The organism is Serpentinimonas raichei (assembly GCF_000828895.1).
Taxonomy (GTDB): domain Bacteria; phylum Pseudomonadota; class Gammaproteobacteria; order Burkholderiales; family Burkholderiaceae_C; genus Serpentinimonas; species Serpentinimonas raichei.
On sequence record NZ_AP014568.1, the window covers coordinates 1,919,938 to 1,935,839 of the forward strand.

18 protein-coding genes are annotated in these 15,902 nt (G+C 66.0%); 10 read left to right on the forward strand and 8 right to left on the reverse strand.

The window, feature by feature from the left end; translation table 11 throughout:
* The first annotated feature begins 54 nt into the window (after positions 1–54).
* The 4 genes from SRAA_RS12865 (at position 55) to coq7 (ending at position 3,051) form a co-directional block, all read left to right on the forward strand.
* A complete protein-coding gene (locus SRAA_RS12865) occupies positions 55–861 on the forward strand; it encodes a DUF411 domain-containing protein (RefSeq protein WP_171820235.1) in 807 nt (268 codons plus the stop codon).
* A 57-nt stretch (positions 862–918) separates the two neighbouring features.
* Positions 919–1,287 carry a copper resistance CopC family protein gene (locus tag SRAA_RS09005; protein ID WP_045532244.1) on the forward strand — a complete coding sequence of 123 codons (369 nt, stop codon included), beginning with the start codon at positions 919–921 and terminating at the stop codon, positions 1,285–1,287.
* Positions 1,288–1,323: 36 nt separating this feature from the next.
* The gene (locus SRAA_RS09010; RefSeq protein WP_045532246.1) at positions 1,324–2,256 is read left to right on the forward strand and encodes a CopD family protein; all 933 of its coding nucleotides are present in this window, start codon (positions 1,324–1,326) and stop codon (positions 2,254–2,256) included.
* A 132-nt stretch (positions 2,257–2,388) separates the two neighbouring features.
* Positions 2,389–3,051 carry a 2-polyprenyl-3-methyl-6-methoxy-1,4-benzoquinone monooxygenase gene (coq7, locus tag SRAA_RS09015; protein ID WP_045532248.1) on the forward strand — a complete coding sequence of 221 codons (663 nt, stop codon included), beginning with the start codon at positions 2,389–2,391 and terminating at the stop codon, positions 3,049–3,051.
* Between the two features lie 30 nt (positions 3,052–3,081).
* On the opposite strand, the gene SRAA_RS09020 is transcribed toward coq7, so the two are convergent.
* Positions 3,082–3,531: an OsmC family protein gene (locus tag SRAA_RS09020; RefSeq protein WP_045533611.1), complete on the reverse strand. Its 450-nt coding sequence runs from the start codon at positions 3,529–3,531 to the stop codon at positions 3,082–3,084.
* A gap of 325 nt (positions 3,532–3,856) precedes the next feature.
* Between SRAA_RS09020 and ilvA the strand changes: the two genes are divergently transcribed.
* On the forward strand, positions 3,857–5,434 hold the full coding sequence (gene ilvA / locus SRAA_RS09025; RefSeq protein ID WP_045533613.1) for a threonine ammonia-lyase, biosynthetic: 1,578 nt from the start codon (positions 3,857–3,859) through the stop codon (positions 5,432–5,434).
* Between the two features lie 74 nt (positions 5,435–5,508).
* On the opposite strand, the gene rpmG is transcribed toward ilvA, so the two are convergent.
* Together rpmG and rpmB are read right to left on the reverse strand one after the other, a co-directional pair.
* Positions 5,509–5,679: a 50S ribosomal protein L33 gene (gene rpmG / locus SRAA_RS09030; RefSeq protein WP_029462955.1), complete on the reverse strand. Its 171-nt coding sequence runs from the start codon at positions 5,677–5,679 to the stop codon at positions 5,509–5,511.
* A gap of 20 nt (positions 5,680–5,699) precedes the next feature.
* Positions 5,700–5,933 (reverse strand): 50S ribosomal protein L28, encoded by a 234-nt coding sequence (gene rpmB / locus SRAA_RS09035; protein ID WP_045532249.1) that lies wholly within the window; start codon positions 5,931–5,933, stop codon positions 5,700–5,702.
* Positions 5,934–6,364: 431 nt separating this feature from the next.
* Here rpmB and SRAA_RS09040 point away from each other — a divergent pair, with 431 nt between their 5' ends.
* The 5 genes from SRAA_RS09040 to SRAA_RS09060 all read left to right on the forward strand — a co-directional run bounded on the left by SRAA_RS09040 (position 6,365) and on the right by SRAA_RS09060 (position 10,499).
* Entirely contained in the window at positions 6,365–6,688 is a 324-nt protein-coding gene (locus tag SRAA_RS09040) for a BON domain-containing protein (protein ID WP_045532252.1), read from the forward strand.
* Between the two features lie 39 nt (positions 6,689–6,727).
* Entirely contained in the window at positions 6,728–7,117 is a 390-nt protein-coding gene (locus SRAA_RS12070) for a hypothetical protein (RefSeq protein ID WP_052467536.1), read from the forward strand.
* Positions 7,118–7,252: 135 nt separating this feature from the next.
* A complete protein-coding gene (locus SRAA_RS09050; protein ID WP_045532253.1) occupies positions 7,253–8,926 on the forward strand; it encodes a hybrid sensor histidine kinase/response regulator in 1,674 nt (557 codons plus the stop codon).
* Entirely contained in the window at positions 8,923–9,765 is an 843-nt protein-coding gene (locus SRAA_RS09055; RefSeq protein WP_045532255.1) for a response regulator, read from the forward strand. Before SRAA_RS09050 ends, SRAA_RS09055 begins: the two co-directional genes overlap by 4 nt.
* On the forward strand, positions 9,762–10,499 hold the full coding sequence (locus tag SRAA_RS09060; RefSeq protein WP_171820236.1) for a Crp/Fnr family transcriptional regulator: 738 nt from the start codon (positions 9,762–9,764) through the stop codon (positions 10,497–10,499). The genes SRAA_RS09055 and SRAA_RS09060 overlap by 4 nt, the downstream gene beginning before the upstream one ends.
* An 83-nt stretch (positions 10,500–10,582) precedes the next feature.
* Here the strand turns inward: SRAA_RS09060 and SRAA_RS09065 are convergent, their stop codons facing one another.
* From SRAA_RS09065 to SRAA_RS09085, 5 genes are all read right to left on the reverse strand, one after another.
* Positions 10,583–11,959, reverse strand: coding sequence for a DUF2325 domain-containing protein (locus tag SRAA_RS09065; RefSeq protein WP_144318745.1), 1,377 nt, complete (start codon positions 11,957–11,959; stop codon positions 10,583–10,585).
* Positions 11,943–12,443, reverse strand: coding sequence for a hypothetical protein (locus tag SRAA_RS12520; RefSeq protein WP_045532259.1), 501 nt, complete (start codon positions 12,441–12,443; stop codon positions 11,943–11,945). Before SRAA_RS12520 ends, SRAA_RS09065 begins: the two co-directional genes overlap by 17 nt.
* Positions 12,440–12,754, reverse strand: a complete 315-nt coding sequence (locus tag SRAA_RS09075; RefSeq protein WP_052467537.1) for a hypothetical protein — start codon at positions 12,752–12,754, stop codon at positions 12,440–12,442. Before SRAA_RS09075 ends, SRAA_RS12520 begins: the two co-directional genes overlap by 4 nt.
* Positions 12,755–12,943: 189 nt before the next feature.
* A complete protein-coding gene (locus SRAA_RS09080) occupies positions 12,944–14,425 on the reverse strand; it encodes a TrkH family potassium uptake protein (RefSeq protein ID WP_045532260.1) in 1,482 nt (493 codons plus the stop codon).
* Positions 14,422–15,900 (reverse strand): TrkH family potassium uptake protein, encoded by a 1,479-nt coding sequence (locus SRAA_RS09085; RefSeq protein ID WP_045532262.1) that lies wholly within the window; start codon positions 15,898–15,900, stop codon positions 14,422–14,424. The genes SRAA_RS09080 and SRAA_RS09085 overlap by 4 nt, the downstream gene beginning before the upstream one ends.
* Positions 15,901–15,902: the final 2 nt, after the last annotated feature.

Here is a 15,902-nt window from a genome sequence, read left to right on the forward strand (position 1 = left end):
AGGCCTGTGCCGGGCTTCAAACCCGGCGCTCCCTTGAGTCAACCCAAACCCACCATGCAACGACGCACCTTGCTCCACCGCGCCAGCGCCGTCCTCACCGGGCTGGCGGCTGGCACCACCTTGCTCGCCCTGTCGGCCCCAGCCGCGCTGGCGCAAGCGCGCCGCACCCCCCCCGTGATGGAGGTCTGGAAAGACCCTCTGTGCGGCTGCTGCGACGACTGGATTACCTATCTGGAAAAAAACGGCTTCAGCGTGCGCGCCTTCGACACCGGCAACATCGCCGCACGCCAGCGCCTGGGGGTGCCGGAGCAATACGGCTCCTGCCACACCGCGCTGGTGGGCGGCTACGTGGTCGAAGGCCATGTGCCGGCGGCCGACATCCACCGCCTGCTGCGCGAGCGCCCGGCGGCGCTGGGCCTGAGCGTGCCGGGAATGCCCATCGGCAGCCCGGGCATGGACGGCCCGCTCTTTGGCGGCCGGCGCGACCCCTTCCACGTGCTGCTGCTCGGGCGCGACGGCAGCTCGCGCATCTGGGCCTCCTACCACCAACCCCCGGCTGGGGCGGCCACGGCGCAGCCGCCAGCCAACGGGGCCGATGCGGGTGCCGCAGCCGCCACCGCCACCGACCGCGACGGCCGCCCCTGGGTCGAGGCCGAGGTGCGCCGGGTGGACCGCAGCAACCGCCGCGTCAGCCTGCGCCACGGCCCCATCCCCAACTTGGAGATGGGCGGCATGACCATGGTGTTCCAGCTCAGCGACCCGGCCCTGCTGGAGCAACTGCAGCAGGGGCAGCGCATCCGCTTCAGCGCCGCGCTCATCCAGGGCGAATACACCGTGATGCAGATCGCACCCCTGCCTTGATTTTGTCCAATCCCGTCGCGCACCCACACCCCTTCCCTTGCACACCGGAGTCTGACCATGAACCGTTTGAAAACCTTGCTCAAGATCGCCCCCGCTGCGCTGGCGCTGCACCTGCTGCTGGCCACGCCCCACCTTCACGCCCACGCCCAGCCCGAGGGCTCGCTGCCTGCGCACGGCAGCACCGTCAGCGGCAGCCCGAGCCGGATCGCGGTCTGGTTCGACCACCCGATGCGGCTCACGCTGTTCGAAGTGAGCGGCCCGCGGGGCGTGGTGCCCTTGAGCCAAGGCCCGGGCCGCGACGCGCTCACCCGCTTCGAGACCAGCCCGGCCACCCCTTTGAGCCCCGGCAAATACACCGTGCGCTGGCGCGGTTTGGCGGCGGACGGGCACGTCATGGCCGATGAAATTTATTTCACTGTGCGCTGAGGTGGACGCAGGCCTTTACTTGACAGCGCTTGCGGCATGAGCACCGCCCTGTCGTTGTTGCAACCCCTGCTGGACCTGCTCGCGCAGACCGATGGCTGGACCTGGCTGCGCGTGCTGGTGGCAGCGGCCTTCTACGCCAGCGCCCTGGTCGCGGTGGGCGGGGTGTGCTTTGGCCTGGTTTTCGGCGGCAACCCCGCGCTGGACCAGGCCGCCGGGCTGCGCACGCTGGTGCCCGCCGCCGCCGGCGTGGCGCTGGCCCTGCTGCTGCTGCAGTGGCCCTTGCAGGCGGGTTTTCTGGGTGGGGGCACCTGGGCGGCGGCTTTCGACCCCGGCTTGCTCGCGCTGGTTTTCGACGGCGCAGCGGGCCAGCGCATGCTGCTGGCCGGCAGCGGCTTGCTGCTGTTGTTCGGCGCGGGGATCGCGCTGGGGCGCGGGCGCGGGCTTGGCACGGCGGCGAGCCTGCTCGGGGCGGCGCTGGTGCTGCTGTCTTTCACTCTGGTCGGGCACAGCACCGGTGCGCCACGCCTGCTGCTGGCCAGTTTGCTGCTGTTGCACCTGGGCGCGCTGGCGTTTTGGGTCGGTGCTCTGCTGCCCTTGTACCGCATCAGCGGCCCGCCGGGTTTAAGCCAGCCGGCGGCCCGCGTGCTGCTGCGCTTTGGCCAGGTGGCGGGGCCTGTGGTGGCGGCTCTGATCGCGGCGGCGCTGTGGTTGGCCTGGCGCTTGCTGGAAGGCTGGGAGCCGCTGCTGCACAGCGCTTACGGGCAAGTCTTGTTGCTCAAGCTCGCCGTGCTGCTGCTGCTGCTGGGTTTGGCTGCGCTCAACCGCTGGATTCTGGTGCCGGCCTTTGCGGCACAAGCCCAGCGTGCCCGCCAGCGGCTGCGCACCAGCATTGCTTGCGAAGGATTTTTGGTGGCCCTGATCCTGCTCCTGACGGCTTTTTTAACCACCACCACCTCGCCGCCGGGCTGAGCGTGGGGCTGAGAGGCCCAAAGCCAGTGCAGGCTTATGCAACTAGACACCAGGGTTTGCAATCGGATTGCAATCCGCCCCTGCGCAGCAGATAATCCCACCCGACCCCCAGTAAGCCCCGGAGCCCCCACCATGAGCACTGCCTTCATCGACGCCCACCTGATCGCTGCCGACGGCGCGCTGCGCGCCCTGTTTGCGCCGCACCGTGCCGCCCGCCCGTGCCCGCGCCCGCCCGCCGATGTGGCTGTGACGGCGTTGAGCGAAGCTGAAAAGCGCCACGCCGGTGCGCTCATGCGCGTCAACCACGTGGGCGAGATCTGCGCCCAAGCGCTCTACACCTCGCAGGCGCTGGCGGCGCGGCTGGGGCCGGGCGCGGCGGTTGAGAAAGAAAAACTGGCGCGCCACTTGGAGGCTGCGGGCCAAGACGAAACCGACCACTTGGCTTGGTGCAAGCAGCGCTTGGACGAGCTCGGCGACCGGCCCTCGCTGCTCAATCCGATCTGGTTCGCCGGGGCCTTTGGGCTGGGCCTGCTGGCGGGGCGTTTTGGCAAAGGCGTGAGCCTGGGCTTTGTGATCGAGACCGAGCGCCAGGTCGAGGCGCACCTCGACAGCCACCTCGGCCTGCTGCCCACGCAAGACCACGCCTCGCGCGCCATCGTCGAGCAAATGAAGGCCGACGAAATTCGCCACGCCCACGAGGCCAAACGCGGCGGCGGGGTGGACTTGCCGCCGCCCGTCAAGGGCCTGATGCGGCTGGCCGCCAAAGTCATGACCACGGTGGCGCACCGGGTTTGAACCCCAGCCCGCCGGGGCCAGTTCAGCGCTTCAATCCTCGATCAGCTCGAAGCTGGTCGTGATGGCGGCGGTTTTGCCCAGCATCACGCTGGCCGAGCAGTATTTTTCGTGGCTCAGCGCGATGGCGCGCTGCACCGCCGCCTCGGGGATGCCACGCCCGCGCACCGTGAAGTGCATGTGGATCTGGGTGAAGACCTTGGGGTCGGTGTCGGCGCGCTGGCTCGTGAGCTTGACGCTGCAGCCGCTCACCGCGTGGCGGCCGCGCTTGAGGATCAGCACCACATCGTAGGCGCTGCAGCCGCCGGTGCCAGCCAGCAGCGCCTCCATCGGGCGTGGGGCCAGGTTGGCGCCGCCGTGCTCGGGCCGCGCCGGGTCGGGCGCGCCGTCCATGAGCAGCACATGGCCGCTGCCGGTCTCGGCCACAAAGCCCATGTTCGAGCGGGTGCCAGCGGCCCCAGTCCAGGTGACGGTGCATTCCATTTTGATCAATCCCACAAAAACCACAGGCACTTACAAAAAAGATGTTGCATTGCAACAAATCCGGGCTTACACTAGCGACATTGTATGCAACAGCCTGTGCGGCACACCCACCGCGACAGCGGCGCCAAGCCAAGTTGGTTGTTGCAGCACCCGGGGCACCCCACCCCGCTGACGTTTGTCTCCTCTGCCCTTCAACGGGTGGTTCAAGCCCGGTCATCGCGACCGGGCTTTTTTTTGGCTGCACCGCGCCCCGATTGCATACCCCGATTGCATATGATGCGGCTTTGTCGACGCTTACCTCTGCCCTCCCCTTCGCTTGCCCGCCATGCCCGATAGCCCATCCAGCCCCGCCGCCGATCTCACCCCCGCCGACTACCTCAAGCTCATCCTCACCGCGCGCGTCTATGACGTGGCGGTCGAGTCCGCGCTGGAGCCGGCGCGCCAGCTCAGCCGGCGCTTGCACAACAAAATCCTGTTCAAGCGCGAAGACCAGCAGCCGGTGTTCAGCTTCAAGCTGCGCGGGGCCTACAACAAGCTGGCGCACCTGACGCCCGAGCAGTTGCAGCGCGGCGTCATCTGCGCCTCGGCCGGCAACCACGCCCAGGGGGTGGCGCTGGGGGCGCACAAGCTGGGCGCGCGCGCCGTCATCGTCATGCCCATCACCACGCCGCAGCTCAAGGTCGAGGCGGTGCGCGCGCTTGGCGGCGAGGTGCTGCTGCACGGCGACAGCTACTCCGACGCCTACGCGCAGGCGCTGGCTTTGCAGCAGCAGCACGGCTACACCTTCGTGCACCCCTTCGACGACCCCTACGTGATCGCCGGCCAGGGCACGGTGGCGATGGAGCTGCTGCGCCAGTTGCAAAGCCTGGGCAACCCGCGCCTCGATGCGGTGTTCGTGGCCATCGGCGGTGGCGGCCTGATCAGCGGGGTGGCCAACTACATCAAGGCGCTGCGGCCCGAAATCAAGGTGATCGGGGTGCAGATGAACGACTCCAACGCCATGCTGCGCTCGGTGCGCCAGGGCGAGCTGGTCACGCTGCCCGAGGTTGGGCTGTTTTCCGACGGCACTGCGGTCAAGCGCGTGGGCGACGAGACCTTTCGCATCAGCCGCGCGCTGGTCGATGACTACATCGAGGTGGACACCGACGCCGTCTGCGCCGCCATCAAGGATGTGTTTGTCGATACGCGCAGCATCGTCGAGCCGGCCGGGGCGCTGGCGGTGGCGGGGATCAAGCAGTACGTGGCCACGCACAAGACGCGCGGCGAGACCTACGCCGCCATTTTGTGCGGTGCCAACATGAACTTCGACCGGCTGCGCTTCGTGGCCGAGCGCGCCGAAGTGGGAGAGCAACGCGAGGGCCTGTTTGCCGTCACCCTGCCGGAGGAGCGCGGCAGCTTCAAGCGTTTTTTGCAGGCCATCGGCAACCTGCCGGGTGGGCCGCGCAACGTGACCGAGTTCAGCTACCGCATCAGCGACGCGCGCGAGGCGCACGTGTTCATGGGCCTGAGCACGCACGGGCGCGGCGAGAGCACCAAAATCGCCGCCAACTTCGCCAAACACGGCTTTGCCACGCTTGACCTCACGCACGACGACCTGGCACAGGAGCACATCCGCCACATGGTGGGCGGCCACTCGCCGCTGGCGCAGGAGGAGCGGCTGCTGCGCTTCGTGTTCCCCGAGCGCCCCGGCGCGCTGCTCAAGTTCCTCAGCCTGATGCGGCCGGGCTGGAACATCAGCCTGTTTCACTACCGCAACCAAGGGGCCGACTACGGCCGCATTTTGGTTGGACTGCAAGTGCCGGCCCCAGACGAAGCCGAGTTCCAAAGCTTCTTGAACACGCTGGGCTACCCCTGGGTGGAAGAAACCGAGAATCCGGTCTATAGGCTGTTTTTGAAGCGCTGACAGCAAGCGCTTGCCAAAACGCAAAAACCGCCTCGAAGGGCGGTTTTTGCTTGCAACCAAGGCTGAGCAATTAATTACTTCAGCTTGACTTCCTTGTACTGCACGTGTTTGCGTGCCTTGGGGTCGAACTTGGCGAAGGCCAGCTTTTCAGGCGTGGTCTTCTTGTTCTTGGTGGTGGTGTAGAAGTGGCCGGTTCCTGCAGTGGATTCCAGCTTGATTTTTTCGCGTCCGCCTTTGCTTGCCATGGTGTTGCTCCTTTAAGCGATCAGGCTTGACCACGGGCGCGCAAATCGGCGAGCACCGCTTCGATACCGTTTTTGTCGATCAGGCGCAAGGCTGCACCCGAAATGCGCAGGCGCACCCAGCGTTTTTCGCTCTCGAGCCAGAAGCGGCGCAACTGCAGGTTGGGCAGAAAGCGGCGCTTGGTTTTGTTGTTGGCGTGGGACACATTGTTCCCCACCATGGGCTTTTTGCCCGTGACTTCACAAACTCGTGCCATGTGGGCACTCCTATCAAATGAAAAACGGCCCTGGGGCCGCACCTCGCTCGCGTCCTGTGTTGCGCCGCCTGCCTCGATGGCCTGCAGAAATGTCTGCGGGCTACAAGGGCGGCTCCGGCTCGCGAGCGGTCGGGGGGGTTGACCAAGGCTTTGGGTTGACGTGAATGACTCACACCCACCGACTTGGCCAGCCTTTGATTATAAATCAGAATCCCAAGGGGTTGCAAGGCACTTTTTGCGCCACGAGCCCATTGGCGCGCTGGGCAGCCTTGCTCTATGTGCTTAAGCAGCCGCAAGGTACGGCAGCGCACAGACCCGCGTCCGCGTGGGCTTTATCGTGAGCGCACTGGCACTGGAAACGAACACAGTCTGCCATGCGGAGCAGCCCTAGCTTGTTCAGCCCACTCAACCTACGTCACAGAAAGCCTCTCATGAAAACCACCGCTCACCGCATCTCCGTCCTTGTGCTCGCCGCCGCCGCCGTCGCCTTCACCGGCCTTGCCGGTTGTGCCTCCACCGCTACGCAGCGGAGCACTGGCCAGTACGTCGACGACACGGCCACTACCGCCAGGGTCAAGGCAGCCATCTTCAACGACGCTACGCTGAAGTTGACAGAGATCAACGTCGAAACCTTCAAGGGCGTCGTCCAGCTCAGCGGCTTTGTCAATTCCGCCGCCGACATCCAGCGCGCCGTGACCGTTGTGCAGGGCGTGAGCGGTGTGCGCTCGGTCAAAAACGACATGCGAATCAAGTAAACCCCAGCGTCACCACTCAACCCTAAACGAAAGACACACATGAACCACTCCATCAAGACCCTAGGCGATCAAGCCTCCACGCTGGCCCACGAGGCTGCCCAAGGCGCCGAGCAAGCCATCCGCTCCACCCAGCGTGTGGCCCAGCAAGGGCTGGACCGAATGGCAGATGGCTTGGGTGGTGCCCGTGCGCAAACCGGCGCGGCGTTCAAGCAGTTGGCCCACGAAACCGAGACCCTGACCCACCGTGGCATGGAGGCGGTGCGCGAATGCTCGCACCAGTTGCGCCAGAAATCGATGCACTTGAAAGACGCCACCACCAGCCACATCCAGCACGAACCGCTCAAGTCGGTGTTGATCGCTGCCGCCGTGGGCGCTGTGCTGGTGGGCTTGGTGGCGCTGTTGAGCCGCCACAGCGGCTCGGGTCGCTGAAGACACCCGCTCAGACGTCGCCCCCTCTGAGCCCCGGCAAAGGGGGCTGTGTGCGCCAGCGCACAGACCGCAGCCCGTAGTGTGGTTAAGGTGGCCGATGTCCGTCCGCAGGGTGGCTAACACAAGAACACCTCGATGCCAGAGATCCCGTTTTGGACCCCCAAACGCCGCCGACGCAGCGCACTGCTCAAAGCTGGAGCGTTGCAGAACGCCATCCTCACCAGCGCCAATTTTTCGATCATCGCGACCGACGAGAAAGGCATCATCCAGCTCTTCAACGCGGGGGCCGAGCGCATGCTGGGCTACCGCCCCGAAGAGGTGGTCAACCGCTTGCGCCCGAGCGACATGCACGACCCGCTGGAGGTGCGTGCGCGCGCCATGGCACTCAGCGTGGAGCTCGACACGCCGATTGCGCCGGGCTTCGATGCCCTGGCCTTCAAGGCCTCGCGCGGCATCGAAGACATCTACGAGCTGACCTACATCTGCAAGGACGGCAGCAGCTTTCCGGCCATCATCTCCATCACCGCGCTGCGCAGCGACCAAGGCGACCTGATCGGTTACCTGCTGATCGGCACCGACAACTCGGTGCGCAAGCGTGGCGAGCTGCAGCTCAACGAGGCCGTGGCTGCGGCCGAAGAGGCCAACCGCGCCAAGACCGATTTCATCTCCAGCATGAGCCACGAGCTGCGCACGCCGCTCAACGCCATCCTAGGCTTTGCGCAACTGGTGGAGTCGGGCACGCCGGTGCCTACACCGACCCAAAAACGCAGCATCGACCAGATCCTCAAGGCCGGCTGGTACCTGCTGGAACTGATCAACGAAATCTTGGACCTTGCGCACATCGAGTCCGGCAAGCTCACCTTGTCGGGCGAATCGGTGTCGCTCACCGAGGTGCTGGCCGAGTGCCGGGCCATGGTGGAGCCGCAGGCACAGCAGCGCCGGATTGGCATGCTCTTTGCCCGGCTGGAGCAGCCGCGCTTTGTGCAGGCCGACCGCACGCGGCTCAAGCAGGTGCTGATCAACCTGTTGTTCAATGCCATCAAATACAACAAGCCCGGCGGTCACGTTACGGTGGAATGCACGCTGTGCCCGCCCGACACGATCCGCCTCAGCGTGCGCGACACCGGGCCAGGGCTCACGCCGACGCAGCTGGCCCAGCTGTTTCAGCCGTTCAACCGGCTGGGTCAGGAGTCGGGTGCCGAAGAGGGCACCGGCATCGGTCTGGTGGTGACGCAGCGCCTGGTGCACCTGATGGGTGGCGTGATCGGCGTGGACAGCACACCCGGTGTGGGCAGCGTGTTCTGGGTTGAACTGGCCCTGGTCTCGGCACCCCAGCTCGCCCCGCACGACGCGGTGCCCACCGATGCCCCGCGACCCGAAGCACGGCCAGGCACTCCGCTGCACACCCTGCTGTATGTGGAAGACAACCCGGCCAACCTGGAGCTGGTGGAGCAGATCGTGGCGCGGCGCACCGATCTGCGCCTGCTCGGTGCTGCCGACGCCAGCCTAGGCATCGAATTCGCCCGCGTCTACCAGCCCGAGGTGATCCTGATGGACATCAACCTGCCCGGCATCAGCGGCATCGAGGCCATGAAGATCCTGCGCGCCGACCCGAGCACGGCGCACATCCCCATCATCGCGCTCAGCGCCAACGCCGTGCCAAGAGACATTCAGCTCAGCCTGGAGGCGGGCTTCTTCAACTACCTCACCAAACCGATCAAGGTCAAGCAGCTCATGGACGCGCTGGACGCGGCCCTGGTTTTTTCGCAATCGACCCGCAGCCCCGCTGCTCACCAAGAACCCGCATGAACCTCACCCCGCAAGACATGCTCAACGCGCGCATCCTGATCGTGGACGACCAGCCCGCCAACGTGGCATTGCTCGAAGACATGCTGCAGAGCACGGGCTACACCCAGGTTTTCAGCACCATGGACCCGACGGCCGTGGCCGGGATGCACCGGCAGGCGCCGTTTGACCTGATTCTGCTTGACCTGCAGATGCCCGGCATGGACGGTTTTCAGGTGATGGAGGCGCTCAAGACCGGCAGCGCCGCGGGCGACTACCTCTCTGTGCTGGTGGTCACCGCGCAGCCCGCTCACAAACTGCGCGCCCTGCAGGCCGGTGCCAAGGATTTTGTGAGCAAGCCGTTTGACCTGCTCGAGGTGCGAACCCGCATCCGCAACCTGATCGAGGTGCGCCTGTTGCACCGCGAGCTGGCCCGGCACAACCAACACCTAGAGCAGGTGCTGCAGCAGCGCACCGCCGCGCTGCGCGAGAGCGAGGCGCGCTACCGGGCGCTGACCGAGCTGTCTACCGACTGGTACTGGGAGCAAGACAGCGCGGGCCGTTTCACCCAGGTGTCGGGTCCCGTCAACGAGATGCTGGGCCTGCCGCCAGACGGTTTGGCTGCGGATGAGAATGCGCTGCGCAAAGAGGGCTGGAACCCGGCCGAGCGGCAGTCGCTGCGCGCCCGCATCGAAGCCCGCAGCCCGTTTCTGGACGTGCTGCTCAGCCGCACCCTGCCCGACGGCAGCACCCAGCAGTTCCGGGTCAGCGGCACCCCCATGTTTGACGCCGCCTGCAATTTCGTGGGATACCGGGGCTTCGGTGTCGAAGTCTTGCCACCGAAGTCCAACCCCCGTCCATGAATCCGATCCCCACCTTCAGAAAACCCGGCGACCCCCAGGCCAACCAGCTGCTGGCCGCCTTGCCCGAAGCGGAATGGCAGCGCTGGCTGCCCTTGCTGGAACCGGTGGATCTGCCGCTTGGGAAAGTGCTCTACGAATCCGGCGGCGTCATGAGCCACGTGGTTTTCCCGACCAACGCCATCGTGTCGCTGCTGTACGTGCTGGAAAACGGCGCCTCGGCCGAGATCGCCGTGGTAGGCCACGAAGGCATGGTCGGCATCTCCATCTTCATGGGGGGTGGCTCCACGCCGAGCCGGGCCGTGGTGCAAAGCGCGGGCCGGGGTTTCCGGCTGCGCGCGTCGGTGCTGAAGGACGAGTTCGCCCGTTCCAGCCCGGTGATGCACCTGCTGCTGCGCTACACGCAGGCGCTGATCACGCAGATGACGCAGACCGCGGTGTGCAACCGCCACCACTCGCTGGACCAGCAACTCTGCCGCTGGCTGCTGCTCAGCCTGGACCGCCTGCCGGGTGACGAACTGGTGATGACGCAGGAGCTGATTGCCAACATGCTGGGCGTGCGCCGCGAAGGCGTGACCGAGGCTGCGCTCAGCCTGCAGAAGGCGGGCCTGATCCGCTACGCCCGCGGCCACATCACCGTGCTCAACCGGCCCGGTCTGGAGCGGCGCACCTGCGAGTGTTATGCCGTGGTGAAAACCGAATACGACCGGCTGCTGCCTTGCAAAGAAGCGGTGTAAACCACCGCCACGACCCCGACTTGGCCTGCGCGCCGACGGCCAACACCCGCAGAACCCGACCGCTCTGGTGCCTGCATCGCCCTTCAAACATCAAGCCGCTTGGCAGGACAAACGAGCGCGTGTTGCGCCGTATGGATGCGCTGCATGGCGCGCTCGAGCGCGCTGCGGCTGGTGCTTTCCACGTACAAACAGGGTTTGCCGGTGCGTTTGCAGTGCTCCTTCACGCGCCAGTAGGCGTTGTGGCTGATGCAGCCCACTTGGCAGATCACCCAATCGGCCGCCGCCAAGGTGGCACTCAACTGACTCAGGTGGTGTTCGTCGCCGCCGTCGTGGTGCAGCAATTGTGCGCCGTGCGCCTCCACCACCTCGCGAAATGCGGGCAATTGCGCCGTGCGGCCGCCGACGCACGCGATCTTGGTGCTCAGCGCTGGACGGACTGGATCGGCTGTGGGTGCTGCGCCGACACCGCCTAGCGCCAGCTCGGACCGCGCCTCAGGTTCCGCGCTGGCCTCGGAGATAGCGGACGCCGACAAGCGGCTTGCAGCCGCGCTGGAGCTCGTCGCCACCGCAGGGGTGAGGCAGGGCTGAGCAAGCCCCGGCGGCGCTGCCACCCCGCACGGGCGTGCGCCAGCGCGCAAGGCCCGGTTGGCCTGCTGGCACTGCAGTCGCAAGTCGGTGTTTTCCAGCCGCAGCGCCTGCAAGGCCCCGGCATCGGGGCGCTCGGCGAGCAGTTGCTGGCAGCGCTGCGTCAGCCGCTCCTGCTCGGCCTCGGCTTGCAGCAGGCTCTGGCGCAGCCGCTGAATCTCGGACTGCGCCTGCTGCTGGCGCTGCTGCCCTTCTTGCAAAAGGCGCTGCACGCGCGCCTTTTGCTCGGCCAGCTCGGCGCGCAGCTGCTCCGACTGGCTGCGCTGTTGCTGCCACTGCTGCTGCTCGACGCGCGTGACCATGCCAACCTGGTGCTGCATCATGTGCACATCACCCAAGATCTCGTGCTCCAGCGGGAGCAAACAGGCTGGGTGCGTGAGCAGCGCCCACATCAGCCCGCCCCACGCGGGTTCGCCCTTGGCCTGCTGCCAGCACTGGCGCAGATCGTCGGCGCTGGCAAAATCAGCCACTTGGCGCAGCTCCAGTGCAAAGTGGGCATCCAGCCACTTTTGCAGGCGCTCGGCCAGCGGCGTGCGGCGGCGGCACTCCGAGACCCCGATCTGGTGCAGCTCATAATCGCTGCGCCCTTGTACGTCGATGCCGCACTTGCGCATCAGCGTACGCTGCTCACACATGGGCAAACAGACCCCCAGCACCGGACAGGCAGCGCTGGCGCTCAGCTCCCACAAGGCGCGCCGGCGCTTGCCGGACTTGCTGACGCCGTCCAGCGGCGGAACCTCGAACACCAGCGGCCGCTGCCCTTGGGCAGCGGATTCAAGCGGCCACACCGCCGTGGCTTTACGCGCTAGGCACATAGACACCGCCTTGCGCTTGCACGCGCTCGCACTCCTCGCCTTTGCGCTGGCACTGGCCGTCGTCTTGCAGCCAGTGGTGGGCATGGCCCACGCAAGCGGTTTGACACAGCACCGCGTCCGACTCTGGCCATGGGGCTGGGGTGCCAGCACCCAATTGGCTTGGGGTGTGCGGCAGGGATTTGAGCGCCCAATCGGTGCGGTTAGCCGACCGTTGCGACCCAGATGGCAGCGCACCAGACCTTGGCGTCTGCAATGGGCTCGAGCGCCTAGGCATGCTCATGGACATGGGCATGGGTACGGCCCACCATTTTGCCGTTCGCTCCAAGATGGCCTTCGCCCGGTGCCGCAGCAAATCGGCCTCTAGGGCTTCGATGCGGTCCGCCATCTGGCGCACCGTCTGGCTCACCCTTTGCTGCACCTGGGCGAAGTGGCGCAGCCAAACCAGTTGCTCCTCCAAAGGCACGGCGTTGGTCGCGGCGCTCATGGCCAGACCGCCATCAGCGCCTGCGCAGCCCGGCCTGAGGCGCTTGGGCGCACCCGCTGCGCAGGCTTTTGCGGCAAGGCCTGCCAATGGGCGTGCAAGCGCCCGACCATGGCACGCATCGAATCGCTCAAACTGGCCTGCTGGCTTAGCGCAAACAGCAGATGGCGGATTTTGTGCGCCAGTGCCGTGCGCTGGCGCTCGCAGGCGCTCTGGGCATGACCCGTCATGAGCGCCAAGGTGGCGGCCAGCACGGCCTCGGATCCGGGCAGCAGGTAGGTGTCGGCTTCGGGCCAGTCGGTGTCTCGTTCCATGGCAACTCCTAGGGTTGGGTGCGATGGCCCTATCGTAAATGCGAATCGTTCTTATTGTTTGCGGTTTCGATTGTTTTTTTATTGCTTAAAACTTATCTCGATAGCCGGATGCAGGCCTGCTACAAGCTTGCTGCCAACCTGCCGCCCGCACCCATGCCCCGCCTACACCGACGGCCCGCAGCCAGCCTTTCAGCGCCGCCAATAGTGGCGCGTAAACAGCACCAGCACCGTCAGCAGCTCCAGCCGCCCGAGCAGCATGGCAAAGCTGAGCAGCCAAAGCTGAAAGCTGCTCAGCCAGCCAAAGTTGTGCGCCGGCCCCACCTGCCCCAGCCCGGGCCCGATGTTGTTGAGCGTGGCCACCACGGCGGAAAAGGCGGTCACGATGTCCAGCCCGGTGAGCAGCAGCATAAAGGTCAGGCCCAGCGTGGCGGCACCGTAGATCAGCATGAAACCCAGCACCGTGGTGAGCGTGGCGGCGGCGACGCGCTGCCCGCCCAGCGTGACCGGGTTGACCACGCGCGGGTGCACGATGCGCACCAGCTCGCGCCGCGCCTGCTTGACCAGCAGCACCATGCGCACCATCTTGATGCCACCGCCCGTAGAGCCGGCGCACGATACGAAGCAGCCTAGAAACAGCAGATAGACGCCGATGAACACCGGCCACTGCGCGTAGTCGGTGGCGGAGTAGCCGGTGGTGGTGGCCAGCGAAAGCACATGAAAGGCGCTGCTGCGCAGGGCGGTCCAGAAATCGGTCTCGACTTGCTGCGCAGTGAGCAAGGCCGTGACCAGCGCCACCGAGCCGAACAGCACCACGAAGTAGCTGCGGATTTCGCGGTCGTTGGCGATCGGGCCCAGCGTAAGCGTGCGCAGCACCAGAAAGTAGCGCAAAAAGCTGATACCCGCCAGTGCCATAAAAACAATCGCCACCAGTTCGACCGCCGCCGAATCCCAGTAGCCGATGCTGGCGTCCTGTGAGGAAAAGCCGCCCAGGCTCATGGTGCTGCACATGTGGATGAAGGCATCGGCCCAGCTCATGCCGGCCCAGCGGTAGGCCAACAAACAGGCCAGCGAAAAGCCAAAATAGATCAGCCAGAGCCCGCGCGCGGTCTCGGCAATGCGCGGCGTGAACTTGGTGTCTTTCATCGGGCCCGGCGTTTCGGCCTTGTAGAGCTGCATCCCCCCCAGGCCCAGCAGCGGCAGCACCGCCACCACCAGCAGCATGATCCCCAGGCCCCCGATGTACTGCAAAAAGGCGCGCCAGACGTTGACCGACACCGGCAGATCCCCCAGACCGCTCAGGGCGGTGGCGCCGGTGGCGGTGAGCGCGCTCATGGCCTCAAAATAGGCGTGGCTCCAAGAAATATCGGGCACCAGCCAATAGAGCGGGAAGGCGGCGTAAGCCGTGAGCACCAGCCAAACCAGCACCACCAGCAAAAAACCGTCGCGCGGCAGCAGCTCGCGGTACTGGTTGCGCGTCAGCCACAGCAGCAGCAGGCCGCTGCCAAAAGTCAGGCCAAACGCCACGCCCCAGATGGCGCGCAGATAGTCCAGATCGAGCGCCCAGCCCCAAGCCAGGGGCACCAGAAAGGCGAAGGAAAAGGCCATCATGATGCGCGCCAGCAGCGCCAGCACCGGCCCAAAAATCGACCACAGGGCAGACAAGCCGTTCATTTTTGCCAAAACGCCCTAGTAAACAAAACCAAAAAAGCCAGAATTTCGAGCCGCCCGAGCAGCATCGCCAGCGCGCACACCCAGAGCTTGAAATCGCTCAAGCCGGCGTAGTTGCCAGCTGGCCCGACCTCCCCAAAGCCGGGCCCCATGTTGTTGATGCTGGCCAGCACGGCGCTGAAGGCGGTGTCGAAATCCATCCCGCCCAGCAGCAGCAACATTGTCAGGCCCAACACGGTGGCGCCATAGATCAGCATGAAGGCCAGCACGGACTGTATCGCCGCTTGCGGCACCACGGCAGCGCCGACTGTAATCGGAGTCACCGCGCGCGGGTGCAGGATGCGCTTGAGTTCGCACTGAGCCAGCTTGAGCAGGATCAGCAGCCGCGCCATTTTGATGCCGGCCCCGGTGGAGCCGGCGCTGGTGGCCAAGGCCGACAAAAGCAGCATCAACCACGGCGCAAAAGCCGGCCAGAGGGTGTAGTCTTCGCTGGCGAAGCCGGTGGTGGAGGCGATCGAGACCAGATTGAACAAGGCCCGGCGCAGCGTTTCCAGATCGGCCGCCGCCCCACCCTGCCAAACCAGCACCGCGGCCACGGCCAAGCCCGCACCCAGCATCAGGCTCTGGGTGCCGCGCCATTCGGGGTCGCGCCAGATGCGCGCCGGGTCGCGCTTGAGCACGGCCACAAAGTACAGCGCAAAGCTGCCGCTGGCCAGCAGCATGAACACGATGGCGATCCACTCCAGCGTGGCCGAATCGAAATGCCCGAAACTGGCGTCGTAATTCGACAAGCCGCCCAGGCTCATGGTGGTGAACATGTGCATCCAAGCGTCGAACCACGACATGCCCCCGGCGCGGTAGGCCAGCAGGCAGGCCAGCGACAGCGCGGCATAGACGCTCCACAAGCCCTTGGCGGTGGTGGCGATGCGCGGCGTCAGGCGCGACTCTTTGAACGGGCCGCTGGTTTCAGCGCGCAGCAGCGAGCTGCCGCCGGCCCCCATGAGCGGCAAAATGGCCACCGCCAGCACCAGAATCCCCATCCCGCCCAGCCACTGCAAAAAGCCGCGCCAGATGTTGATCGCCCCCGGCAGGTAGTCCAACCCCACCAGCACGGTGGAGCCGGTGGTGGTCAGGCCCGACATGGCCTCGAAGTAGGCGCGGGTGAAGCTCAGCGGCTGCCCCACACCATCGAAATAGAGCATCAGCGGCAGCGCCGCCAGCGCCGGCAGCAGGGTCCAGACCAGGCCGACCAGCAAGATGCCGTCGCGCACGCCCAGCTCCTTGGCCGGATACGGGCGCCAGCGCTGGCCCAGCGCCAGCAGCGCCGCACCGAGCAGCAGCACCAGCGCCATCGGCCCAACGAAGGCCCAGCCGGCACCGTCGGCCAGCCCGATCGAAACCCCGATCGGCACCAGAAAAGCCAGCCCGAAGGCCAGCAAAACCCAACCCAGAACCGAGGCGATGCGCAGCAGCGGCACGG